20 protein-coding genes are annotated in these 23,441 nt (G+C 60.0%); 14 read left to right on the top strand and 6 right to left on the bottom strand.

The features are described from left to right. Positions 1–33 precede the first annotated feature (33 nt). Positions 34–1,347 (top strand): hypothetical protein, encoded by a 1,314-nt coding sequence (locus LK12_RS23105; protein WP_156135596.1) that lies wholly within the window; start codon positions 34–36, stop codon positions 1,345–1,347. Positions 1,348–1,366: 19 nt separating this feature from the next. After that, entirely contained in the window at positions 1,367–1,795 is a 429-nt protein-coding gene (locus LK12_RS23100; protein ID WP_197063650.1) for a nuclear transport factor 2 family protein, read from the top strand. A gap of 2 nt (positions 1,796–1,797) precedes the next feature. Here LK12_RS23100 and LK12_RS23095 read toward each other — a convergent pair whose 3' ends face one another. After that, positions 1,798–2,538 carry an IclR family transcriptional regulator gene (locus LK12_RS23095; protein ID WP_039290442.1) on the bottom strand — a complete coding sequence of 247 codons (741 nt, stop codon included), beginning with the start codon at positions 2,536–2,538 and terminating at the stop codon, positions 1,798–1,800. A 150-nt stretch (positions 2,539–2,688) separates the two neighbouring features. Between LK12_RS23095 and LK12_RS23090 the strand changes: the two genes are divergently transcribed. From LK12_RS23090 to LK12_RS23050, 9 genes are all read left to right on the top strand, one after another. After that, complete coding sequence (locus LK12_RS23090) at positions 2,689–3,579, top strand: enoyl-CoA hydratase (protein WP_039290438.1); 891 nt, start codon at positions 2,689–2,691, stop codon at positions 3,577–3,579. A gap of 175 nt (positions 3,580–3,754) precedes the next feature. Next, on the top strand, positions 3,755–5,014 hold the full coding sequence (locus LK12_RS23085) for a CaiB/BaiF CoA transferase family protein (RefSeq protein ID WP_052223756.1): 1,260 nt from the start codon (positions 3,755–3,757) through the stop codon (positions 5,012–5,014). Position 5,015: 1 nt separating this feature from the next. Further along, complete coding sequence (locus LK12_RS23080) at positions 5,016–6,374, top strand: acyclic terpene utilization AtuA family protein (protein WP_052223755.1); 1,359 nt, start codon at positions 5,016–5,018, stop codon at positions 6,372–6,374. Beyond that, on the top strand, positions 6,371–6,670 hold the full coding sequence (locus LK12_RS23075) for an AtuA-related protein (protein ID WP_039290435.1): 300 nt from the start codon (positions 6,371–6,373) through the stop codon (positions 6,668–6,670). The genes LK12_RS23080 and LK12_RS23075 overlap by 4 nt, the downstream gene beginning before the upstream one ends. Positions 6,671–6,701: 31 nt before the next feature. Further along, the gene (locus LK12_RS23070; RefSeq protein WP_039290432.1) at positions 6,702–7,919 is read left to right on the top strand and encodes an amidohydrolase family protein; all 1,218 of its coding nucleotides are present in this window, start codon (positions 6,702–6,704) and stop codon (positions 7,917–7,919) included. A 170-nt stretch (positions 7,920–8,089) separates the two neighbouring features. After that, complete coding sequence (locus LK12_RS23065; protein ID WP_039290429.1) at positions 8,090–10,288, top strand: acyl-CoA dehydrogenase; 2,199 nt, start codon at positions 8,090–8,092, stop codon at positions 10,286–10,288. Between the two features lie 56 nt (positions 10,289–10,344). Then, positions 10,345–11,169 (top strand): SDR family NAD(P)-dependent oxidoreductase, encoded by an 825-nt coding sequence (locus LK12_RS23060; protein WP_039290427.1) that lies wholly within the window; start codon positions 10,345–10,347, stop codon positions 11,167–11,169. A 68-nt stretch (positions 11,170–11,237) separates the two neighbouring features. Continuing rightward, positions 11,238–12,368 (top strand): Gfo/Idh/MocA family protein, encoded by a 1,131-nt coding sequence (locus LK12_RS23055; protein WP_039290424.1) that lies wholly within the window; start codon positions 11,238–11,240, stop codon positions 12,366–12,368. Between the two features lie 77 nt (positions 12,369–12,445). Further along, positions 12,446–13,474, top strand: a complete 1,029-nt coding sequence (locus LK12_RS23050) for an alpha/beta fold hydrolase (protein ID WP_039290421.1) — start codon at positions 12,446–12,448, stop codon at positions 13,472–13,474. A 114-nt stretch (positions 13,475–13,588) separates the two neighbouring features. On the opposite strand, the gene LK12_RS23045 is transcribed toward LK12_RS23050, so the two are convergent. Next, the gene (locus LK12_RS23045; RefSeq protein ID WP_039290418.1) at positions 13,589–15,364 is read right to left on the bottom strand and encodes an N-acyl-D-amino-acid deacylase family protein; all 1,776 of its coding nucleotides are present in this window, start codon (positions 15,362–15,364) and stop codon (positions 13,589–13,591) included. Positions 15,365–15,399: 35 nt separating this feature from the next. Beyond that, positions 15,400–16,209, bottom strand: coding sequence for an enoyl-CoA hydratase/isomerase family protein (locus LK12_RS23040; protein WP_231568467.1), 810 nt, complete (start codon positions 16,207–16,209; stop codon positions 15,400–15,402). A 150-nt stretch (positions 16,210–16,359) separates the two neighbouring features. On the opposite strand from LK12_RS23040, the gene LK12_RS23035 reads away from it, so the two are divergent. Continuing rightward, a complete protein-coding gene (locus LK12_RS23035) occupies positions 16,360–17,223 on the top strand; it encodes an SDR family oxidoreductase (RefSeq protein ID WP_039290413.1) in 864 nt (287 codons plus the stop codon). Between the two features lie 39 nt (positions 17,224–17,262). Here LK12_RS23035 and LK12_RS23030 read toward each other — a convergent pair whose 3' ends face one another. From LK12_RS23030 to LK12_RS23020, 3 genes are read right to left on the bottom strand one after another with little or no spacing between them, the layout of a single operon-like run. Continuing rightward, on the bottom strand, positions 17,263–17,979 hold the full coding sequence (locus LK12_RS23030) for a 2-oxo acid dehydrogenase subunit E2 (protein ID WP_052223753.1): 717 nt from the start codon (positions 17,977–17,979) through the stop codon (positions 17,263–17,265). 57 nt (positions 17,980–18,036) lie between these two features. Beyond that, on the bottom strand, positions 18,037–19,212 hold the full coding sequence (locus LK12_RS23025; protein ID WP_197063649.1) for an acyl-CoA dehydrogenase family protein: 1,176 nt from the start codon (positions 19,210–19,212) through the stop codon (positions 18,037–18,039). After that, on the bottom strand, positions 19,209–20,324 hold the full coding sequence (locus tag LK12_RS23020; RefSeq protein WP_039290409.1) for an acyl-CoA dehydrogenase family protein: 1,116 nt from the start codon (positions 20,322–20,324) through the stop codon (positions 19,209–19,211). The genes LK12_RS23025 and LK12_RS23020 overlap by 4 nt, the downstream gene beginning before the upstream one ends. A 246-nt stretch (positions 20,325–20,570) precedes the next feature. Between LK12_RS23020 and LK12_RS23015 the strand changes: the two genes are divergently transcribed. Both LK12_RS23015 and LK12_RS23010 read left to right on the top strand, forming a co-directional pair. Next, positions 20,571–21,956, top strand: a complete 1,386-nt coding sequence (locus LK12_RS23015) for an MmgE/PrpD family protein (RefSeq protein ID WP_039290407.1) — start codon at positions 20,571–20,573, stop codon at positions 21,954–21,956. Between the two features lie 19 nt (positions 21,957–21,975). Beyond that, complete coding sequence (locus LK12_RS23010) at positions 21,976–23,433, top strand: aromatic ring-hydroxylating oxygenase subunit alpha (RefSeq protein WP_197063648.1); 1,458 nt, start codon at positions 21,976–21,978, stop codon at positions 23,431–23,433. Positions 23,434–23,441 lie beyond the last annotated feature (8 nt).

Below are 23,441 nucleotides of genomic sequence, written 5' to 3'. Positions count from 1 at the left end.
GTTCGGACCGCATGTTGCGCTCTCCCGGGAGGCATGTCTGCAAGCAGGGATTTTGGTTCGTTGAACGCACGCATGGCATCGGACATGTATTTCCTCTCGGCGCGAAATCCGCTGGCGACAGTGGATCAGCGCCACATCGAGGAAGCTGCGCTGCGAGTTCTTGAACACCCGGCGATGCAAGCGGCCCGGCTTCAAGCTGGCCAACTGTTTCGCTGGGTCATGGCGGCAGACATGAGTCATCTCATGTCACGGTTCGACGGGTTTCTCGACGAGTACATGTTTCACTATGCGATGCGCGCCGCTGGAAATGATCCGGCCTATCCGCGGATTATGCACTTCATGTCGCCGCCTCACCGCTCGTTCGGGCGCGATGTCCCGGGCAGTCGGTGGGGCGGTGACAGCCCGGATTTCATTTACCGGTCCGTCGCCACAAGCTTTGGGCCGCGTTACGAGATCTACGGCCAGGAAACCTGCGAAACACCGCCAAGTGTGACTTTTACACTGCTGGAGGACCGGCAGGCTTCCTCGGTCGTGATGTCCACACTCGACAGTATCGACATGGAATTCGGGCCGGAAGGGGCGTTCACGATCACGGTTGATCCTTCTCCTGCGAACGGCCGCAGGAATCACATCCAAACCAGGCCTGGATGCTACGCGATCTGGGTAAGGGATGCGCTTGGCGACTGGGCCACGAGCAGCCCTAACCGGATCCGGGTGCACCGGCTGGATCCGCCCGGCCGCCTGCCTCTTGGCGATGACGAAATGGCCAACTGGGGGGCAAAGGCGGCGCTCGATGGCGTCTATTACCTTTACTATCTTACCCGCACATCCTGGCTGATGGAGCCGAACGTGATGCGTCCGCCCACACCGACCGCAGCACTGGGCGGAATGCCGGGTCAGTTCTCCGCTGGAGGGCGGCTCCAGATTGGGCCTGATGAGGCGCTCGTCGTCAATCTCAACGGTGCGGGAGCTCTCTTTCGCAACATTGTACTGACCGACCCGTTCTGGAGGACGCTTGACTATTGCAGCCGCCAGACCAGCCTCAACGCCGGGCAATCTGCGGCCGACGCCGATGGCACTTATACTTATGTCGTCTCTCACAGGGACCCCGGGATTCACAACTGGCAGGATGCCTGCGGGGAAAGCGAACTGCGCCTGTCGCACCGTTGGCAATCGTTCCCGATGGGCGAACCCGAGGACGAAATCCGTTTTGCTGCAAAACTGGTGAAGTTCGCCGATCTCGAGTCGGAACTTCCTGCGGGTGTCAGGAGAATTGATGCGGCGGGGAGGCAGCGGCAAATTGCGCAGCGGGAAGACGGCTGCAGGCTGCGTTTTTCTGGCAGTTGAAATCGAGAGGATGAGTTCCATGACCTTTACGGGTTTGATCGATGATCGCTTGGCAATTCGGGAATTCTACGAAGCCTTTTGCGATGTCGCGATGCAGCGGAACCGCAAGGCGTGGCTCGAAAACTATACGCTTGATGCGGTCTGGGACACCGGCACGTTCCGGGCCTGTGGCCGGGAAGCGATCGGGCAGCAATACGATGCGATCATGCAAACTTTCGAACGTGTCTTCTATACCACGCAGATGCGTTACATCGAGGTGGATGGCGACAGGGCAAGGTGCGGAAATTTGTGCTCGGAAAGGATCGAGATGTCCGGCGGAGGCATTATCCTGACCGGTGCTCAGCACGACGATGAACTGGTCCGAGATTCCTCAGGCGTATGGCGGTTCGCTGCGCGCGTGTTTCAACTTTTGCATGTGGACCATGTTTCGCCTGTGGCAACGCCTTGACGTTACCGGTCGAGGTGCTTGCCGATAAGGCTGGAAATGATCGAAGCCAGTTCCCCGTGACGATCCTCGATTTCGTCGCGGGGAACCGCCACGCTTACTGCCATCGCTTTGCCAAAGCTGTCATGGAGTGGAAGGGAGACTGCGACCGATCCGATGTCTTTCACCAGTCGTCCATAGACCCAGGCATAACCTGCCTTGCGGGCATCTCGCACCCGTTCGAAGGTTTCGGCGGGAACTTCATGTTCCGTAGCATCGGCAAGTGTATTGATGCGTCGCACGATCTTGCCGATTTCCGCGAGCGAGCAGTCCGCCATCAGCACCAGGCCGGGGGCTGAGCGGGTAAGAGGGCGCAGGCTGCCTGCACGCAGACCCTCGATCCCCCGGCCCGGCGCAGGCAGAACATAGACGTATTGCGCATACACGCCGTTGCGCGAGGAAAGAATGGTCGTGCTGGCTGTTGCCTTCTGGATCGACGAGAGCAGATTCAAGACATCGGACGCGTGAAAGTCTCCGAAACGCAGGTAGCCGCCAACAAGTGCCACTCTGATTGATGGTGCAAATTCGCGAGTTTCCGGGTCGAAGTTCAGGTATCCCAGATCCTTGAGGCAGTTGACCAGTACCGATGTGCTGGAATGAGGATACCCGAGAAGTCTGGCGATCTGCGAAACGCCGAGCGGGCGGCGCGATCTTTCCATGAGTTCCAGAACCTCAAGGGTTCGTTGCGCGGATTTGACGGTCGACATCAGTGTCTATCTGGCACAGCGCCAGGGTTGCTGCGAGTCCCTTGTTTCTAGCGAGCATTTCATGTAATTTGAACTTGAATTAAAAAATATGCTAGGACATCTCGTGTCTCTAATGGGCCCGGGCGAGGGTGGTTGGCGAAAGGCTAGTTTATGAACGATTTTGCGCGGGCGGCGAACCCGGTTTATGAAACCGACGAGCCTATCAGCTACACTGTGGAGGGATCGACCGCGTGGGTGATGCTCAATCGCCCTAAATTCCACAATTCTCAGAACGCGCAGTTGCTTTATGCACTGGATGCAGCATTCCGGCGGGCCATCGACGATGATGCGGTTAAAGCCATCGTTCTGGGGGGCGAAGGAAAGCACTTTTCCGCCGGTCACGATATCGGGACGCCGGGACGCGACGTTGGCGTCAGCCAGCAGCGAGTCCATCTCTATCCTGACCATGCCGACAAGCCGGCCGCGGAATTTCTCTACACCCGGGAGCATGAAGCCTATCTGGGATTTTGCCGCCGCTGGCGCGACATGTCGAAGCCCACCATTGCCATGGTGCAGGGGGCGTGTATCGCGGGCGGACTGATGCTCGCGTGGGTATGCGATATGATCGTCGCGTCGGATGATGCCTTCTTTCAGGATCCGGTACTCATGATGGGTATCCCCGGCGTGGAATACTGGGCGCATCCGTTCGAATTGCCGCCCCGCATCGCCATGGAATTCCTCCTGTTGGGGGAACGGATGCCGGCCGCCACCGCGCACCACTATGGCATGGTGAACCGAGTTGTCGCCCGCGAGAAACTTCGGCAGGAGTGCGCCGGAATAGCGGAAAGGCTGGCAACGAAATCTCCACTCGGCATGTGGCTGACCAAGCAGGCCATTCACCAGGCAGAGGATCTTAGAGGCAAGCGTGTATCGATGGACTCGGTCTATCACATGCACCACTTTGCACATGCGCAGAACGACCTGACGCTGGGCAGTTCGATTGCTGGCATGGATTCCAAAGCAATGGCTGCTTCCAACAAGAAGCAGGCTGGCGAGGGCTGAGGAACCTTCGACGGAGCGGGGATGTCACATATGTGAAAACTCCGCTGCAAATTTGGTGAATTTGAATTCAAAGTAGTAATAAAAATTTGAATGGAGCGGATGCCAATTTGGCAAGCGGAGGCAAGGAGCCATCCCTTGCCATATTCCGGGCATCCGCCAGTCGGCAGGTCATGCGATGAACGAAGTTTTGGAGGCCCTGGTGCGCGCGGGAACCGGAAACATTTCCCGACCGCTCGAAGGGGTGCGCATTTTGGAATTGGGCAGGCTGTTCGCTGCTCCATTTGCGACTCAGTTGCTTGCAGACATGGGAGCGGACGTCATCAAGGTGGAACGCCCCGGGCACGGCGATGATTTTCGCCATTACGCGCCGCGTACGGTGAAGACCGCCGATGGGGGGGAGTGCGTGGAATCTGCGAATTACCGGTCCGTCAACAGGAACAAGCGGTCGATCACTCTCGATATGGCCTCGCCGGAGGGGCAAGAGATCGTGCGGGATCTTGCGGCGAAATCGGACATCGTCGTCGAAAACTTCAAGGTCGGTTCTCTGGCCAAGTACGGACTGGACTACGAGTCCCTCAAGCGGGTGAAGCCGGACCTAATCTATGTTTCTGTCACGGGTTTCGGGCAGGAAGGGCCTTATTCCAGCCGTCCTGGGACGGATGCGACCTTCCAGGCGATGAGCGGGATCATGGACCTGACCGGCGAGCCGCAGGGTATGCCCCAGCGGATCGGCTTCGTGGTAAGCGACATGCTGGCCGGGCTATATGCCGCAAACGCCATGAACATGGCGCTGCGTGCCCGTGATGTACTAGGGGCAGGCGGGCAGCATATCGACATTTCCCTGTTCGATTGTTCGGTTTCCGCAATCGCCGCGCAGGCCATCGAGTATTTCATCAGCGGCCGGGTGCCGACTCGAATGGGCTCGCGGGCCCATGGTTCGGCCCCGTCCGAGATATTCCGGTGCGCTGATGGGCTATTGCAGATGCAGGCTACTGCCGATCATCAGTTTCAGCGCCTGTGCGAGACAATGGAACTTCCTGATTTGCTGAAAGATCCGCGCTTTTCGTCCAGGGCCGAGCGGTTCCACAATGTCGATGCACTTGCTGACGTGCTGAACGCCCGCTTCGCTACAGGCACCGTGGCGCAATGGTACGAGCGGCTGCTGAGCGCACAAGTCATGTGTGCACCGGTCTACAGTCTCGACCATACGTTCGATGACCCGCATGTCCGGCATAGAGGTATGCGGCTGGAACTGGAGCGCGATGGCGTTGATGAGGTGGCGTTGGTGGCCAACCCCATCCGCTTTGGCGGCAAGCCTGTGAAAGGCTATCGGGCACCGCCGTTCCTTGGCCAACACACCTCGCAAGTCCTGGCGGACGAGCTGGGGCTGGAAGGCGAGGAAATTGAATCTCTCAAGCAAAAGGGTGTGATCTGACGTGGCTGTTACATTCAAGCCCAGAATCGAACGCAGGCCTCGCGCTGGCGCAGGGTCCGCGTTTGCGGGCGATGCCATTCCGCCGGCAGCCGATCTCGCAAACAGCGGCGAGGTCGATTACATGATGTTCGATCGTCTCGGCGAACAGACCATGACTCTCGCCACGCTGCGCAAGATGAAGAATCCGGCGCAGGGCTATGACCACCATACCGGCCGCGTGCTCAAGGCCATGGGCGGCTTTCTGGAAAAGGGCGGCGTTGTCGTCGGCAGCTTCGGGCAAGCGAACGTGCCCGGAGCATTGATCGAAGCTGTCGACACGGCCCGTGCGGCAGGCCTCACAGGGCTCAGGATCGGTGCCATGCACGGCGGGGACGTGCTGGATCATCTCAAGGCGCAGAATGTCTATTTGCCCGAGACCGGATGCACCATCAACGAATTGGGCGACCGGCTGATCTGTGCCCATGCCTATCTGGGGGCGGAAGGCTTCATCGACCTGCTCGATCAAGGCTGCGGCTTCGTTCTGGGCGGCCGTATTTCGGACCCGTCGATGGCGGTTGCGATTACCCATGATGCGCTCGGCTGGGACGGCTTGACCCCGCAGCGCGCTGCCCTTGGCACCCTGGTTGGCCACATGCTGCAGGGAAGCACCGGCATCTCGGGCGGTGGCTTTGCCGACCCGCCGTACCGGGTGGTCCCCGGTCTCGACCGGCTTGGCTTTCCCTACGTCATTTTCGGTGACGATTACGTGCAGGTCACCAAGCTGCCGAGCGCGGGCGGCATGGTTACGGCCGAAACGGTCAAGTGCCGCGTAGGCTACGAGATTCACGATCCCCGCTCCTATCTGACACCGGACGTCGACATGGACATGTCGATGATCAGTCTGACCGTTCCGGACAAGGACCTGGTCGAACTGCGCGGAATGACCGGCAAGCCCCGTCCGGAAAAGCTGCGCGCGCTGGTCGGTGTGCGCAAAGGCTTCAAGGCGGTGTCGGAAGGTTCGGTTGGCGGCTGGGGCTGCATCGAGCGCGCCAAACTGATCGAGGATATCGTGCGTGAGCGGATCAAGCCGCTGGGCGACGACATCATCGACTGGAAGTTCGAGATATACGGCATCACGACCATGTACGGCAATGCATCCAATGCGCCCTCCGACCTCAACGAACTGCGTTATCGTGCGGTGGCGCGTTGTGCGACCAAGTATGCGGCTCGCGAATTCTGCAACGAAGTCGGCATGGTGTATTTTGATCGGCCGGCCGGGGTCGCCGGGCCCAAGTCCTACATCGTGGATGCCTTCAACGTGATCGGCGTGCCTGTGGATCGCGACGCGGTCACCATCGAGACGGAGGTTGTGACGGTATGAGACTTCGTGAAATTGCCTATACCCGCTCGGGCGACAAGGGCGACACCGCCAACATCTGCATCTTTCCATACAAGGAAGAGCATTGGGAACTGCTGCGCGAGAAGCTGACCGCGGAAGTGGTCAAGGATTTCTTCTCCCGCACGGTGAAGGGGACAGTGGACAGGTATGAATTCCCCAACCTCAAAGGATTGAACTTCGTGCTGCATCAGGCGCTGGGCGGGGCCAACACGGCCAGCCTGAATGTGGATACTCAGGCGAAGTCGTATCAGTCGTTCATTCTCGATATCGAAATCTGAATTTTAAGACCATTTGTAGGAGGTAATCAGCATGGCAACCGTTCTAGACAAGCCGGGCGATGTGAAGGTGCCCGCCGGCCTCAAGGTCGTTGACGCCGATACGCATATCACCGAGCCTTGGGACCTGTGGTCGAGCCGCGTGACCGGTAAGTGGAAGGAACTGCTGCCGCACGTCAAGGAAGGCCCCAAGGGCCGTCCGCACTGGTACATCAACGGCGACCAGATCCTGCAGAAGAAGGTCGGTGCTTCGTCCGTCATTCGCAAGGACGGTTCCAAGCAGTCGTTCTACGAATGGGACATCCGTTCGGGTATGACCTTTAACGATGTGCACCCTGCCAGCTATGACGCGAAGGAACGAGTCAAGATGCAGGATGAGCGCGGCATTGCTGCAGAGATCGGCTATGGCAACATCCTCGGTTTCGGCGCTCACCAACTGGTCAAAATGGACCAGGAAGTCGCGTTGACGACCATCAAGGTCTACAATGATGCCATGGCAGAACTGCAGGAAGAGAGCGGCAACCGCTTGTTCCCGCAGTGCCTCGTGCCCTACTGGGATGTCAAGGAATCGGTCAAGGAGGCTGAACGTTGCGCACGCGATCTGAAGCTGCGTGGCATCACGATCTGCCCCGAGCCACATGCCGGTGGTTCTGACGTTCCGCCTTTGACAGACACTTTCTTCGATCCGCTTTGGGAAGCCGTCTCCGACCTTGAGATGCCTATCAACTTCCACGTCGGTTCGAGCGAGTCGAGCCTCGAAGCCTGGGCCTCCTCGACTTGGCCGGGTATGGATAATCAGCGCGCCATGGTCATCGGCAACTCGCAGCTCGAACTCTACAATGCCCGGGTCATGGCGAACCTGCTTTCCAGCGATTTGCTGGTGCGTTTCCCGAAGACCAAGTGGGTCATTGTGGAAAGCGGTCTGGGCTGGATCCCGTTCATGCTCGAGCGTCTCGAATGGCAGTTGCTCGATACGCCGTTCGAAGGCAAGGGCCTCGATCAGCCGTCGCCGACCGAGCTGTTCCGGCGTCAGGTTTACAGCTGCTTCTGGTTCGAGAAGTCGGCCCCCAGTCAGGTGCTCGACTCGATCGGCTTCGACAACGTCCTATTCGAAACCGACTTCCCTCACGCCACATGCCTTTACGAAAATGCAGTCCAGCACGGCGTTGAAGTGCTCGCACCCTGGGGTGAGGATGTGACGCGCAAGGTTATGGGCGAAACTGCCGCGAAGCTCTACAAGCTTCCCATCTGACCCAACTGCAGCAGGCCTTGAGCCGTGCTGTAATCAGACGGCGGTCCGTCCTCATCTCGGGGGCGGGCCGCTTTCGTCTGAAAAATTGAATTTGAAATTAAAAAAAATTGGCGCCAGAAGGGCAATGTGCCTTAAGGGTATGACGGGAATCGGAGAGGAGTTGAGCCGAGATGCAGTTGAATTTGCCTGCGGACAGCGAACCTGTGCAGGATATGTTCGCGCGACTGTTCGAAGCCGAATCCACTCCTGAACGCGTCAGATTGGCAGAGCCCGTGGGGTTCGATTTCGAACTCTGGAAGTCGCTCGTTGAAGTCGAGGCACCCTTCATTCGCTTTCCGGCGGAATTGGATGGCGGGAACATGCCCCTTCTGGATGCCTGCGTGATGATGGAAGAGGCAGGACGGCGCCTTGCTTCTGTTCCTCTGGCAGAGGCTGTCGTGGCCCTGAGGTTGCTGGCAAAGCTTGATCAGGAAGCCGCCCGCGTCTGGGCGGACCGGGTCCGGGAGGAAGGCGCAGTCCTGACTTTGGGGTTGACCAAGTCTGGCACGCAGTTCGTGCCCGGCGGTGCGGTGGCTTCCGGGATCATGATCTGTGATGGTGAGACGGTTTCCATCGTCACGCCGGTTTCTCCTCTGGAAAGACCTCAAACCCTGGGCGGCAATGCGATCGGCGTACTCACGGGTAAGGTAACCGGCCGCGAAATCGTGGGTTCGGGTGCGGCTGCGGTAGCGTTGTGGCAGCAGGCGGTAGAGGAATGGAAGATCCTGATGTCTTCCGCTCTCGTGGGGCTTTCGCTCGAAGCTCTGAGGATGGCATCGCAATATGCGTCGGAGCGCATTGCCTTTGGTGTGCCGATCGGCACCTATCAGGGCATCTCACATCCACTCGCCAATAATGTGATCGATGCGGACGGCGCCAAGATGTACCTTTGGTGGGTGCTCAAGGCGCTTGAGGACGGTGATCCTTGCGCGGCGGCCAACATTTCCATCCTGTTCTGGTGGGCATCGCGTACCGCCTCGAACAGCGTCGGCCATGCGCTTCACACCTTTGGCGGATATGGTCTGACGAACGAATACGACATTCAGTTGTATCATCGCCGGGCCAAGGCGTGGCCGCTTGTCCTTGGCGATCCGCAGCAGGTGCTCCAGCAAGGCGGCCGGCGCCTTGTCCATGGCGACCTAGGCGTGGTGCCTGAGACCGGGGTGATTGATCTCGACTTCAATCCGCCCGACTACGGTTCGGCACTCGCTGACGAAACCCGTGCGATCTTTGATGAGGTCCTCGATCCGGCAAAGCATCGTCTCGGTGAAGCGAATTTCGAAGCGCATGACTGGGATGTTCACCGCGCGCTTGGCAAGGCTGGTTTGCTGTATCCCGACTGGCCGGAAGAATGGGGCGGCCGCAGCGCACGGATGGACGAAGCGCGTGGGTGTGTCTCGGTCTGGCATGACGTGGGTTACATCGGTCATGCCCGTTCGGTTACGGCCATGGTCGGAGCCATCGTACTGGCGTTCGGCATCGATGAACTTAAGGAGGAAGTGGTCCGCAGCTTTGCGTCGGGCGAAATCACGGCCTGCCTTGGCTATACTGAACCTTCGGGCGGTTCGGATGTGTTCGCGGCGAAGACCCGTGCCGTGCGCGACGGCGATGACTGGATCATCAACGGTCAGAAGATGTTCACTTCAGGCGCTGAACTCGCGAGCTATGTCATCATGATCGCCCGCACAGATCCGGACGCGCCCAAGCACAAAGGCATCACGCTTTTTCTCGTGCCGCTCAACCTGGAAGGCGTGGAAATCCATCCGGTCCACACGTTCATGGACGAGCGCACGAACGCCACGTTCTATTCGGATGTGCGGATACCGGATCGCTACCGTCTCGGTGAAGTCAACGCAGGCGTGAAGGTAATGTCGGCGGCGCTCTCGCTCGAACAGGGCGGCGGCGGTTATGACGTCGACATTCGCGATATGATGGAAGCCGTTCTGGAATGGGCACGCGACGAGGAAGCCAATGGCCGGCCGCTTGTCGAAGATGAAGCGTTCCTAAGCCGGATCGCGAAGACGGAAGCGTATTGCCGTGTTGGTGCAGCGCTCAATGCGCGTGCGCGCTGGGCGAGCACCGTTGGCGCGGCCAATCCCGCATTCGGGCCAGCTTCGAAGGTGTTTTCCACCGAAGCCTTTATTTCGTGTTCGACTGATTTGCTTGACCTGGCTGCGCCTCGATCGCTCCTGCGTGGCAAGGAAGGGTTGGGACTCGTCGAGATGGGCTATCGCCATTCAACGGCGACCACGATCTACGCGGGAACCAGCGAGGTGCTGCGCTCGATGGTGGCTGAGCGCCGCCTTGGTCTTCCCAGAAGCAGGTCGTAGCCCGGCCGGAAAATTGCTTGTCCCAGACGGGGCGCAGGACAATTCAGGAGTTCATCATGGATCTCGGTTTGAAGGACGCACATGTCGTCGTTTTCGGGGCATCGCGCGGCATGGGAAGAGCGGCCGCGCGACAGTTTGCGGCTGAAGGCGCCAAGGTTGCGCTGATCGCACGCAACCTGAAGGGCCTCGAAAAGACTGCCGCGCAGTGCCGGGACGCAGGCAGCCCCGAAGTGCTGTGCCAGGCGGCCGATATGTCCGACACCGAACAGGTGGCCGCCGCAATCCATTCGATCGGATCGCACTGGGGAGCGATCAACGTGCTGGTGAACAACGCGGCCAACTCGATCGGTACACACGGCGACTTCTCCAAGTTCGAGGACGAGGAGATCTATGTGGATGCGTTCAACCGGATCGTGCTTGGCTATGTCCGTGCGACGCGGGCCGCCATTCCTTATCTCAAGGCCGCCGAATGGGGCAGGATCGTGAACATTTCGTCCACATCGACCTCGCGCGCTACCCCGCTGCTTCACGTGTTCAACATGATGAAGGCGGCCATGAACAACCTGAGTCGTTCACTTGCCAAGGAACTCGCGCCCGACGGCATTTCCGTGAACCTGATTTCGCCTGGCGGCGTGATGGTCGAAAACGGAAACTGGGGCGAGGTGATGAACCGTTATTACGAAGAGGCGGGGCTGGATCCAACCAATCCCTACCACGCCGTCGAGCTCAGCAAGAAAAAGTTCGGCTCGACGGAAAGCAACTTCATGGACCGTTATGGTTCCGTTGATGAATATGGCGCAGCGATCGTGTTTGCAGGTTCAAGGGTCAACAGCTTCATGACAGGAACCAACATCAACGTTGATGGCGGTTCGGATTTCTGAAGCTGTCGATGCGGGCATGGGCCCGACAGGCAGGTTGCCGATACAGATAATCACATGGGAGAGATAGCTTGGTACTCAGGGTAGGTATCGTTTCCGCAGGGTGGGGCGGATACGCGCATTTGCCAGCCTGGCGAGCGGTGCCGGGGGTGAAAGTTACGGCCATGTGCACCTCGCGCGAGGAGACCGCGCGCGCGGCAGCCGCTAACTTCGGGGTCGAGCGTCCGTTCTGGGACGCCATGGCCTTGTGCGCCGACCCGGACATCGACATCGTGGATCTGGGAACGCGCCCGAACTTGCGGCTGCCCTGGGTCATTGCCGCACTTGAGGCAGGCAAGCACGTTTACAATTCATCGCCCCATGCTCCCGGCTGGGACGGTGCTAAAGCCATCGACGCAGCATGGCGAAAGGCCGGCACCGTTGGCGTTGTCGATGCTTTCGCCGAGTGGATTCCGGCAGTGCGCCACCAGATTGACCTTGTGCGGGGCGGCTATCTGGGGCGGCCGCTGGGCGGGACCTGCCACTTCAATATTTCGCTGTTCAATTCACCGAGCAAGCAGTTTCCGTATGGCTGGTTCGCGGACAAATCGGCTGGTGTTTCGGCAATACGAAACAATGGCAGCCATATGCTGTATGTGCTGACGTCAATGTTTGGCGCAGTTGAGGAACTGACCGCATACGATGCCCAGTTCCTGCCTGAATGGCGCTATCCCGATGGGGATGTAACCCGTCCCGAAACCAACGATCACTGCAGCGTGATTCTCCGGTTCGCCAGTGGCATGGTCATGACCATGCAGGTGAACTGGAACATGACGAATTTCAGCGGCTGGAAAATCGATGTCTTCGGCACCGAAGGGCGTCTGGACCTTCGGGCACCTACCTACCCCTATCCAAACGACGCGATCCTTCGCGGAGCGAAACGTCCGGCGGATGTCGGGCGGTTGGACCTCGTTCCTGAAATGGCCGGGATCACTCCGCCGGACGCTTATTTCGATCCGCCGGGTGTCGCACTGGATCGAAATTGTCCGGTTCCGGCGAGTTTCGGTATGGCCCTCGCGATGCAGAGCATGGTGAACTCAATAGAAGATCGCAGCACGGCCAATCCGGATTTTGGCCGAGCGCTGGAAATCGAACGAATTCTTGAAGCCATCCGCGTCTCGAGCGAGGCGCGCCAGTGGGTCAAGCTGCTGGAAGTTGTCTAGGGTTAAGGGTTGAAGGATGGGCTTCCAGCGATCAGCAAGGGGGGCGCTGGGGCCTTGTTTATCGGGAAGATCCGCTGATGGCAGAAGGAATCCGGGAAGGCGTTTGCCGCACCGAAAGGCAGGCGACATTCTATCTTGAGGCAGGGCCGGTGGAAGGCCCTTTGATGATTTTCGTGCATGGCTGGCCGGAAATGGGCCTGAGCTGGCGGCACCAGATGATTGCGTTCGCAAGCCTTGGGTTCCGCACCGTCGCGCCTGATGTGCGTGGCTTCGGGCGCTCCGCCATACCTTCCGATCCGCGTCAACTGACCGTCGAGGAAGCCGTGGGCGACTTGCTGGAGCTGCTCGGTCATCTGGGGCGCGATCAGGCTATCTGGGTCGGTCACGATTCGGGTGCTGCGGTGGTCTGGGGACTGGCGAGTCACCATCCGCAGGCATGCATCGCGGTTGCCAATCTTTGCGTGCCTTACCTGCCCGATGGTTTCACGCTTGAGGTATGCAGCGCGCTGGTTGATCGCGGCCGCTATCCCGAGCCGGAATATCCCTACGGCCAATGGGCTTACTGGAACTACAATGCAGAACATCTGGACGAGGCGGCAAAGGCGCTCGACTCCGATGTCGAGGCTTCCATCTGCATCTGTTTCAGAAAGGGCAGCAGCGACGTGTATGCTGCGCCGACGTTGACGGCCACCATGAAGGCGCCGGATGGGTGGTGGCCTATTGTCGAATATGGCCGGCATATGCCGATCGACAGCGAGATCTTCTCACCGGAAGAATACGCAGCGTTCGTCACGGCCTACAAGATGACCGGCTTCGCGCCGGGGTTGAACTATTACAAGAACAATGACCTGCACGCCGATTACGCCCACCGGGCGGTGAACGAGGGCAGGCTGTCCATGCCTGTGCTTTTCATTCATGCCAGCTACGACCCAAGCTGCCAGACGACGAATTCTGATCTGGCCGAACCAATGCGGGCTGCCTGCGCGAACCTTGTCGAAATGATGGTCGATGCCGGGCACTGGGTGCAGCAGGAAAAGCCCCACGCCGTGAACAGGTGCCTGGTCAACTGGCTCAGCACTTCGGTCCCGCAGGTCTGGTCGACATGAAGCAGGCTGGAAGACTCATGGCGTGAGTTTAATCCCGCCGCAGCTCTGAAATCCTGCGTCCGGCGTGCGCTTCAGAAACGGCGCTCATTTCCATGAGCGCCGTTTCTTCGTCCATTAGTGCGAGGCAACCAGCGCATGCCCGTGCCGGAGCAGGCGCCCCGGCCTTGCACCGGTGTCTTCATCTGCGATGCGCGTTGTCTGTCCGGCGACCAGCGTCGCGAGGTAACCCACCGAGCCCTGATGGAAGCGGCCCGCGCCGCTTGGCAGGTCATTGATGATTTCGGGCGGCTGCAGGCTGAGACGAGGGAAATCGATCACGTTCAGGTCTGCCCGCATCCCGGGTGCCAGTCTGCCCCTATCCGCGAAACCGTAAAGGTTTGCTGGATCCGTCGTCATGCGGCGAATGACCTCCTCAAGAGGAAGGCGCGGGCCGCGCTTGCGGTCGCGTGCCCAGAAGGCCATCAGGAACGTCGGCATCGAGGCGTCGCAAATCATTCTGACGTGGGCGCCACCGTCCGCGAGGCCTGTCATCACGTTGGGATCCTGCATCATGCCATGGACGTGATCAAGCGATCCCGGGCTGTAATTCAGGATGAAAGAGACATTGCAGTTTCGCCCGTCGTCGCTGGTATAGTGATCGTATATGAATTCTTCGGGAGTCTTGCCCGCAGCCGCGGCCAGCGTGCCGACAGTCCTCTCCGGACCGGGCTCGTAGTCGTTGACCGTTTCCAGGATGTAGGTTTTCGGCAAGCGCTCCTTGAGGATCTGGAGCATCTTGAGAACTGACGGATTGTCGATGTATTCTCCATCGACATCAGCCTCGGACAGTATTGCGCTGCGACGCTTCGGATCGCGCATTGCCGCGATACGCTCCAGTCGGGGCAGATGTGCGACTTCGCGATAGGACGGCTTGCGCAGGAACACGTGGTAGCTGTCGATCATCTGGACCGCGCCCATTCCGCGGCACAGTGTCTGGGGGTGTACCTGCAGGCCGTTGGCCACCGCCTTGCGGCTTGCCTCGGCCATCATGGGCTCGTCGCCCGGGTCGGCGGCGAATTCGTTCAGCGTATAGACGACAGGGCGGCCGGAAACCCGCGCGATGTTCTCGATAAGGTGATGTTCGGCCAGACGTGCGTCGCGGGAAAGCGCAGGGATCACCGCGCCGCCGTTTGTCCCCTGCGGGATAATCTGGAACACGCCGCGCCCGCTTTCGCCCATCGCTGCTGCGAGAGCGAGCAGTTCGTCCTCCTCGGCAAAGGTTCCGGGGATTCGAACGCCCTTGCTCGATGCGTGTGTCGTGATCCGCCCGTTTGAGAAGCCGGTCGCGCCTGCGGCCATGGCCTGGCGCACGAGCAGGCTCATCTGTTCGATGTCGTCTGCAGTCGCCGCTTCGTGGCGCAAGGCGCGTTCGCCCATCACGAAGACGCGCAGTGGGGCGTGGGCCAGGTTCGAGCCGACGTCCATCGTGTACTGGCGCTCGGCAAGACGATCCAGATAATCGGGAAAACTGCGCCAGTTCCAGTCCAGCCCTTCATTGAGTACGGCCTCGGGAATGTCCTCGACGCCTTCCATCATTTCCATCAGTTCCTGGTGGAAGTCCTTCACCGGTGCGAAGCCGACGCCGCAATATCCGGCAAGCACCGTCGTGACACCATGCGAAAAGCTCGGGTCAAGCCGATCGTCCCAGAGAAACTGGCCGTCGTAGTGAGAATGGATATCGAGAAAGCCGGGGGTGACGATAGCACCGTCGGCTTCGATCGTATGGCGGGCCGCTGAACTGATCTTGCCGATCTCCACGATTACCCCATCGCGAATGCCAATATCGGCGGTAAATGCTTGGGCACCTGTACCATCTATAACGGAGCCAGCACGAATGACGGTGTCCAACATCGCAAAAACCTCTCCTTCGAATTCGCTGATACCTATCAAAAAATCGGCGCCCGCCGTTCCTTGAAGGCGGCATTGGCTTCGCGAATGTCGTCGCCTGCATTCGCTGAATTGATGTAAGTCGCCAGTGTCTGCAGGGCCAATTGATCATCTATCGAGCGGCCGAGACCGCGATAGACGACCTGCTTGATCATTGCCGTTGCTAGAGGCGGGGCGGCGGCGATTTGCTCAGCTATCGCCAGTGCCCGGTCCAGCAAGGCCTCGTGCGGCAAGATTTCCGAAACGAGGCCCATGTGCAATGCTTCCTCGGCCTCAACGATGCGCCCGGTATAGAGCATCTCGAGCGCCTTCGGCAGGCCCACGATCTGCGGCAAGAATGCGCCCACTGCATCCTGCGCGGGAATACCGCGCTTGGTGAAAATTGCGCTGAAGCGGGCGCCTGGTGATGCGATGCGCATGTCGCAGGCCAAGCAAATGCCAAGGCCTGCGCCAACCGCAACGCCATTGACGGCTGCGATCGTCGGCTTGGCGAAACTGCGGATGGAAGCAATGTTGTGTTCGTTGAAATTGAGCATCCGGTAAGGGGAGCGCGGAGCAGGCTTTTCAAGTGTGTTGGCAGCCTTGAGATCCTTTCCCGAGCAGAATCCCTTGCCGTTGCCGGTAAACACCACGACCCTGACATTGGGGTCGTCATTCATGGAATCGAGGAGGCTGGCCATCTGCTTGCCCATGCCTGCCGAAAACGCGTTGAGAACCTTCGGGCGATTGAAGGTGATGAGTGCTACTTTCCCGATCTGGCTGACCAGGATGCGGTCTTCCTCGATCCTCTCGTCCATGGTTCGTCCCATTGGTTGCATGCTTGAGGCATGTTGACGTGCCTGTGCGATACAGCCTATCCGAACTGAAGAATTTTATAAAGAATTAAAATAATGGCGCCGCGCGGCGCTTGCGCAATTTGTTCCCTGAAAAGTTTCGCGTCGTTCGATGAGGAGAGCCCCATGCCGTTGCCCGAGCCGCCACAGTTCGAACAGCCATTCCTGCCTGCCGGGACTTTCGGGGAAGATGTTGTGCTGATCACAGGCGGCGGCACCGGGCTGGGCAAGGCCATGGCGCGGATGTTCGCGAGCATGGGGGCTAGGGTGGCGATTGCCAGCCGCAAGGAAGAGCATCGCCTGGCGGGAGTGGAGGCTGTGCAAAGTCGGGGCGGGCAGGCGCTTGCCGTTCCTCTCGATGTGCGGAAGCCGGAACAGATTGCGGAAGCGTTTGACATGATCGGCGACGGGCTGGGACCAGTCTCGATATTGGTCAACAATGCGGCCGGCCGGTTCATGGCGCCTGCAGAAGACCTGACACCCAATGGCTGGCGTGCCGTTACGGACATCGTGATGGACGGGACGTTCTTCTGTTCGCAGGAATTCCATCGCTGCCGCATCGAGGCGGGTGAGCCGGGGGCGATTTTGAACATCGGCGCGACATTTGCCTTCAACGGAGGGCCGGGGTCGGTTCACTCGGCCGCAGCCAAGGCTGCTGTCACCAACATGACCAAGACGCTCGCAGTCGAATGGGCGGTGGACGGAATTCGCGTGAATACCCTCGCGCCGGGGTGGTTTCCCCACGACGACACGGCTGAGCACATGAAGGGCCCGTGGCGGATCGGCAAGGAAGGTCAGATGCCCGGTGGGCGGGCCGGGCGTTTGCAGGAACTGGCGTGGTCAGCCTGCTTTCTCTGTTCGCCCTTTGCCCGCTATATTACAGGGCACACGCTTGTCGTGGACGGGGCAAGCTGGCTTAGGCACAGGTCTTCCCACACGCAGGATTTCGTGCCGGTTCGGGACTGGGCTCGGACGTCCAAAAGCACGTGAGCGCTTGGCCGTCAGCCTTGCGGGATAAGCGCCGTTCCGTCATTCTGCGGACCATCGCGCGAGGCTTTCTCCGATGCGTTTCACGAAGCGAGCCGCGTCCGCACCATTGATGACCCTGTGATCGTAGCTGAGGGATAGCGGTAGCATCTTGCGCGGGACGAATTGCTCGCCGTCCCATACCGGTTCGGTCTGTATGCCGGTAACACCCAGGATCGCGACTTCGGGCGGGCTGATGATGGGCGTAAAATAGGTTCCCCCGATGCCGCCCAGCGAGGAAATGGTGAAACAGCCGCCAGACATGGCCGCCAGCGGCAGGCCCTTGGTGCGGGCCAGCTCGGTCATTTCCTTCAGTTCGCCATTCAGGCTCTGCAGGTCCTTTGTATCGCAGTCGCGCAGCACGGGAACCAGCAAGCCCAGAGGACTGTCTACCGCGATACCGACATTGAAGAACTTCTTGCGGACCAGAACTTCACCGTCGGGCGACAGCGAGGCGTTGAAGTCCGGAAAGTCCGTTAGGGCATCGACAGCCGCCTTGACGATGAAGATGAGCGGGGAGACCTTCTGCTCCTTCCCCATCGATTTGCGGTAGGTTTCCAGTCCGGTAACGTCGACCTTGTCGTGGTGGGTGACGTGCGGGATCGTCGTCACGCTTGTGCACATGGTCTTGGCGACGATCTTCTGGATGCGGGTTCGTTTGATGGGTTCAACTTCCCCATAGTCGGCGAGGGCCTGGGTAAACTGGTCTGCATCGGACATTTCGTCTCTCCGGAATTATGTTGGCCGGTGTCCCGGTTCCTGCAGGTGGGGCTGGTGTCACCCCTTGGGCATCTGCAGGATACGTTCGGCGATGATGTTGCGCATGATCTCGTTACTGCCACCGGCGATGCGGCCGCCGAGCGCGGTGAGGTAGGTGAACATCGGGTCTGTCGAGAGTTCGTCGAAACCGGCCACGATACCTTGTGCCTCCGGGCCGCTGGCCCGCGTCAGGAAATCGCCGACCTGGGCACGCAGATCTGTATTGATCATCTTCACGTGGGGCGTGACCTGTGCGGCAATCGGCGATTTCTCGATCGTGGCGCGCAGCAGCTTGCGCATCAGGCGGCGGCATCCCTGAACTTCGGCGAAGAGCTGCATGAATTCCCGCTGCATTGCGGTATCCTTCAGCCAAGCGGCATCGCTTTGCAGAGAGGCCGCGTAGAAGTCCTCCATCAGATACCGGACCCGCTCATGGCGCTCAAAAGAGTTGATGCCGCGTTCGGAGGACAAGGTGGTCTGCGCTACCGCCCAGCCCTCGTTTTCCGGGCCGACCATGTTTTCGACCGGGATACGCACGTCGGTCAGGAAAATCTCCCCAAACTTGTCGAGGCCGTTAGCTTGCCGCAGCGGGCGCACTTCGACGCCGGGCGTGTCCATGTCCATGAGGAAGAAGCTGATGCCCTTGTGCTTCGGGGCATCAGGATCGGTGCGCGTAAGCAGGATGCAGTGCTTAGCGTACATCGAATAGGACGACCAGATCTTCTGGCCGTTCACGACGTAGTGGTCGCCGTCCCGAACCGCGCGTGTGCGCACCGAGGCAAGGTCGGAGCCAGCGTTAGGCTCGGAAAAGCCCTGGCACCAGATCGTCCCCTGTGAAACCGGGGGAAGATACTTCTTCTTCTGCTCTTCGGTGCCCCATTTCATCAGCGTGGCGGGAATGTGGTTCAGCGAAATCGTGAACTGCCCGAGCGAAGGCGCGCGCGCGCGCGTTACTTCCTCCGCAATGATCACCTGCCCCCGCAGGGACAGGTCCGAACCGCCATATTCCTTCGGCCAATGCGGGGTGCCAAGCCCAACCTTGTTGCGCTCGGCCATCCACCAGAGCTGGTTGGTGTTGAACTGCTTGGCGTTCTTTGGCGGCAGACGCGCCTCATCAGCCTGCATGATTTCGGCCAGCCATTCGCGCAGGGCGCCACGGAACGCGGCTTCGTCGTCAACCTTGTCCAGAATCACAGTGCAAGCTCCGCAGTGGAAGCGCCCGAACGGGCGGATAGGGCAAATTGGGATGCTGCCAGATCCCTTAGGACCGAAGAACTGGCTGCGATTTCGCGATTGAACAGGGCGCGCTTCAGGTAGATGTGGCAGTCGAATTCCCAGGTGAAGCCGACGCCGCCGTGGAGCTGCACGCAATCCTCGGCGACAGCCGCGAACATGTCGCCGGCCGAAGCCTTTGCCATGTTCATCCACATGTCCGCGCTGGGCTCGCTTCCGGCGAGTGAGGCGACCGCCTGATCGAGCAGCGCCTCGTCCTGGATGACGCGGGTCAGCAGTCCGGCGATGCGGTGCTTCAGCGCCTGAAGACTGGCGAGGGACCGGCCGAACTGCGAGCGCTCCTTGAGATAGTCTACCGTCTTGAAGGTGATGGCGCGCGCACCGCCCACGCAGTCCGCGGCAGTGGCGAGGGCCAGCCAGCGCCGCAGGCAGGCAGTCGCAGCGCCATCGGCGTCATCGACCACGGCCAGCGGGCTTGCGCCGGAAAACTCATACTTTCCAGCCATGCGCGTGCTGTCCCAGATCTCCGTTGGCGTGAAGGAGGCCGTTGCCGCGGCGAGAGGGACGATCGCATATCCGGGCTTTCCGGCTTGTTCGATCGCGACGATGGCGGTGGTCGCCGACCGGGAGCCAAGCATCAGGGGGGGGCGGCCGGACAAGCCTGAGCCTTCCAGTTGCAGCGGGGCAGTTCCCGGCACCAGAGGCACTGCGAACGTGCATGCGCCCGCAACAACCTCGGGGAGCAGCGTCTGGCAAACTTCCGGCGCCGCGGATTCGGCGAGCCATTGCGCCGCTGAAAGTGTGGGAATGAAGGCGCCAGGCGCCATGAACGAACCCAGCGCACGGAAAAGAAGATCGAGCCCGGGAGCCCCAAGGCCGAGGCCATCGTATTCTTCGGGGAGGCCGATGCCCAGCCAGCCAAGCTCGGCCGCACATTGCCAGAGGGTTTCGTCGAGTTCGTTCCCGCCGTCGAAATACGTGTGCACGATCCGCGCCTCACACATTTCGGCAAGGGCCGAATCGATTCCCTCGGACAGAGCCATCAGGTCTTCTTCGAGAGTGTCTTCGCTCATTCGCACATACCTTTCTGGCGACGGTTCTGAGCCTGCCCGAATTGTTTGCCGGGCCAATGGGGCCTGGCCGGGCTTGCGATCCTCGTCCACGGAACTGTGTTTCCTTGAGGATGACCATTGCGATAATTTTAAATTGAAATCAACTCCTGTGCGGCGATGTGGCTCGCACAGAAGGATGCAGGGCTCCTTGACTTCCTTTGAAAGGTGGTGGATTTTAAATTGAATTCATAATTATCCGGAGGTGTCATGGAAGAGGCGCTTGATCGTGTGAGTGAGCTTGGTTGTTCCGCCAAGCTTGTGGATGATGTGCGCAACATCACTGCTGCGTCAGCTTCGGACCGGGTTCTGCAGCGCGCGCGTCACGCGGTTCTCGACTGGATCGGTGTTACGATTTCCGGTGCCCGCCAGCCGTCCGCTCTGATCGCACAGGATGTCATGCTGGCGGAAGGTGGCCCGGGCGCGGCACAGGTAATTGGCGCACCGCATCGCATGACGGCACGCCAGGCGGCCTTGTGCGGCGGCATCGCGAGCCACTCGCAGGATTTCGATGACATGGGCATGCGCATCCACCCTTCGGTGGTAACGCTGCCGACGGTCTTTGCCCTTGGCGACGAACTCGATCTCGATGGCATGCGTGTGCTCGAGAGCCTGCTGCACGGTTTCGAGACACTCAGGATCATCGCCGAATCCGTGACCGATGCCTCCTATCCGCGCGGCTGGCACTGCACGGGAACTTTCGGGGTGTTCGGCGCGGCAATGGCCGCCAGCAGTTTGCTCGGGCTCGACGCCGACCGTTCGTTGCAGGCACTGGGGATCGCGGGGACACAGGCTTCGGGATTGCGCTCCAGTTTCGGCACCATGGGCAAGCACCTCAATGCCGGCAACGCAGCAGCCGTGGGAGTCTTGTCGGCTCGTCTATGCGAGGCCGGCTTTACCGGTCCGCGCGACGTCATTGAATCGCCGCTGGGTTTCGCCAGCGCGGTCAATCCATCGCCCGACGCTTTCGATCCCACCCGGCCTTCGGTCGCTTCCGGCGAAAGGCAGGGCGTGGAGGAAATCATCTTCAAGCTTCACGCAGCCTGCGGCGGTACGCACTCGTCGATTGACGGCATCCGTTCCATTCGGGCGAAGCGGCCATTCTCGCTGGACGAGGTGGAGGTCGTGGAACTCGTCGTGCCCGAGCTTACCCCCGGAGTTTGCGGCATAGAGGACCCCAAGACCGGCCTGGAAGGCATGTTCTCGATCAAGTATTGTGCCGCGCTTGCGCTGGCGGACCGGGATACGGGGACAGATTCCTTCACGGACGAGCTGGTCATGGACCCGCTGCTCGTGGCCGCTCGCGGGCTGGTGCAGGTGAAACCGGAAGCTCGCCTGTTCCACATGTCGCATCCCAGCGAAGTGACGCTCAGGTTGAAGAACGGGGAAGTCCACACGGCGCGCATCGACATCTTCACGCCGCGTCCGGACAGCGATCTCGAGCGGCAGTGGGAGGATCTGGTCGAGAAGTTCCACGCCCTGGTGATGCCGGTCCTTGGCGTGGCCCGCTCGAACCAGCTGGTCGAGACGATTGCCAGGTTCGAGACGCTGGGATCGATCCGTGAACTTACCGCGCTGACCGTCCCGGCGAATTGACGGAGGTAGAGTGAACATCATGGATGAGCCCAAGGTACTGAACGTCACGGCCGACCCGGAGCGGGGCGGCAGCAAGCGTTTGCCGATCGAATTGTGGGAGGGCCTGACCTATCAGGACATTCTGGACATCGATGAAACCTTCCAGCCGGTCTCGGACATCGTGCGCGAACACCGCATGGTCGACCTCGGAAGCGAACCTGTCAGTGCCCGGCGCTATACCGATCCGGAATTCTTCAAGCTGGAAGTCGAACACGTCTTTCTCAAGACGTGGCAGTATGCATGCCGGGAAGAAGAAATTCGCAATCCTGGCGATACCTACATCTTCGATATCGTCAACCGGTCCGTGCTGGTCACGCGCCAGAACGACGGTTCGATTCGCGCATTCGAAAACATCTGCCTCCATCGGGGGCGCAAACTGGCCGATCGGGGCGGGTGCAAGAAACAGTTCTGGTGCCCCTATCACGGCTTCACATGGAATATTGACGGGACCTTCAAGCCGGGCCCGGTCGCGTGGGACTTCCCCGAGATCGACGCTGACAACTTTCCGCTCGGCGAGGTCAAGGTGGCCCGGTGGGCCGGCTTTGTGTTCGTGAACTTCGATGCCAACTGCAAGCCGTTCGAGGAAGTCGCCGATCCGTTGCCGCGCCACATGGACTACTGGATGATAGACCATGTCTACAAGGCGGCGCATGTGGCGAAGGTGCTGCCGGCGAACTGGAAGGTGTGTGCCGAAGCGTTTCTGGAAAATCATCATGTCGGGGCGACGCATCCGCAGGTCTCGCCCTATACGCCAGACGCCAATGCCCAGTACGACGTGCTGTCCGACCATGTGACGCGCGCGATTTCACCCCATGGCTATCCGGGGTTGGTCTATGCCGGGCCCAAGCTGTCGCCGCAGGAAATCCTCGATCTTGCGATGAAGAACGGCAACAAGGCCGGTGCAAGTGCGGGCATAGAATTTGGTCCGGATATGACCGAGCGCCGCTACCTTGCCATTACCGGACGGAAGAACCTTTCCGAGCGGACAGGACGCGATTTATCCGAGCGGTGCGATGCGGATTTCCTCGACGGATTCTCGCACGATCTGTTCCCGAATTTCCACCTCTGGGGCAGTCTTGCCACCAAGATCGGATATCGTTTCCGGCCTGTGGGGCTCGATCACGAACAGTGCCTGATGGAGGTGTTCCTCTGGAAGCTTGCACCGAAGGACCAGCCCGCGCCAGCTCCGGCCACGATGCAATTGCTGCGGCCCGATCAGAAATGGGCAGATTGCACCGGAGATCTGGCGTATCTGGCGGGCGTTTACGATCAGGATGAATCGAACATCCCATCTGTGCAGGAAGGACTGCGCGCGCTCGGTGACCGCGATGTCCATTTCGGCCGCTACTCAGAAATTCGCTGCCGCAATCTGCATCGCATGATCGACAAATATATCGAGGCGGGTGAGCAAGTTGCAAAGCTGGACGGTCAAGCCTGATGCGTGAG

The sequence above is a fragment of the Novosphingobium malaysiense genome (assembly GCF_000802225.1).
In the GTDB taxonomy this organism is placed as follows: Bacteria; Pseudomonadota; Alphaproteobacteria; order Sphingomonadales; family Sphingomonadaceae; genus Novosphingobium; species Novosphingobium malaysiense.
The sequence above is the reverse complement of the archived record's forward strand: the minus strand, read 5'-3'. Positions and strand labels throughout refer to the sequence as shown.

Coding starts and splice junctions, on each gene's coding strand:
- LK12_RS23105 (WP_156135596.1), top strand. CDS start 34: ATGTCTGCAAGCAGGGATTTTGGTTCGTTGAACGCACGCATGGCATCG.
- LK12_RS23100 (WP_197063650.1), top strand. CDS start 1,367: ATGACCTTTACGGGTTTGATCGATGATCGCTTGGCAATTCGGGAATTC.
- LK12_RS23095 (WP_039290442.1), bottom strand. CDS start 2,538: ATGTCGACCGTCAAATCCGCGCAACGAACCCTTGAGGTTCTGGAACTC.
- LK12_RS23090 (WP_039290438.1), top strand. CDS start 2,689: ATGAACGATTTTGCGCGGGCGGCGAACCCGGTTTATGAAACCGACGAG.
- LK12_RS23085 (WP_052223756.1), top strand. CDS start 3,755: ATGAACGAAGTTTTGGAGGCCCTGGTGCGCGCGGGAACCGGAAACATT.
- LK12_RS23075 (WP_039290435.1), top strand. CDS start 6,371: ATGAGACTTCGTGAAATTGCCTATACCCGCTCGGGCGACAAGGGCGAC.
- LK12_RS23070 (WP_039290432.1), top strand. CDS start 6,702: ATGGCAACCGTTCTAGACAAGCCGGGCGATGTGAAGGTGCCCGCCGGC.
- LK12_RS23065 (WP_039290429.1), top strand. CDS start 8,090: ATGCAGTTGAATTTGCCTGCGGACAGCGAACCTGTGCAGGATATGTTC.
- LK12_RS23060 (WP_039290427.1), top strand. CDS start 10,345: ATGGATCTCGGTTTGAAGGACGCACATGTCGTCGTTTTCGGGGCATCG.
- LK12_RS23050 (WP_039290421.1), top strand. CDS start 12,446: ATGGCAGAAGGAATCCGGGAAGGCGTTTGCCGCACCGAAAGGCAGGCG.
- LK12_RS23045 (WP_039290418.1), bottom strand. CDS start 15,364: ATGTTGGACACCGTCATTCGTGCTGGCTCCGTTATAGATGGTACAGGT.
- LK12_RS23040 (WP_231568467.1), bottom strand. CDS start 16,209: ATGGGACGAACCATGGACGAGAGGATCGAGGAAGACCGCATCCTGGTC.
- LK12_RS23035 (WP_039290413.1), top strand. CDS start 16,360: ATGCCGTTGCCCGAGCCGCCACAGTTCGAACAGCCATTCCTGCCTGCC.
- LK12_RS23030 (WP_052223753.1), bottom strand. CDS start 17,979: ATGTCCGATGCAGACCAGTTTACCCAGGCCCTCGCCGACTATGGGGAA.
- LK12_RS23020 (WP_039290409.1), bottom strand. CDS start 20,324: ATGAGCGAAGACACTCTCGAAGAAGACCTGATGGCTCTGTCCGAGGGA.
- LK12_RS23015 (WP_039290407.1), top strand. CDS start 20,571: ATGGAAGAGGCGCTTGATCGTGTGAGTGAGCTTGGTTGTTCCGCCAAG.
- LK12_RS23010 (WP_197063648.1), top strand. CDS start 21,976: ATGGATGAGCCCAAGGTACTGAACGTCACGGCCGACCCGGAGCGGGGC.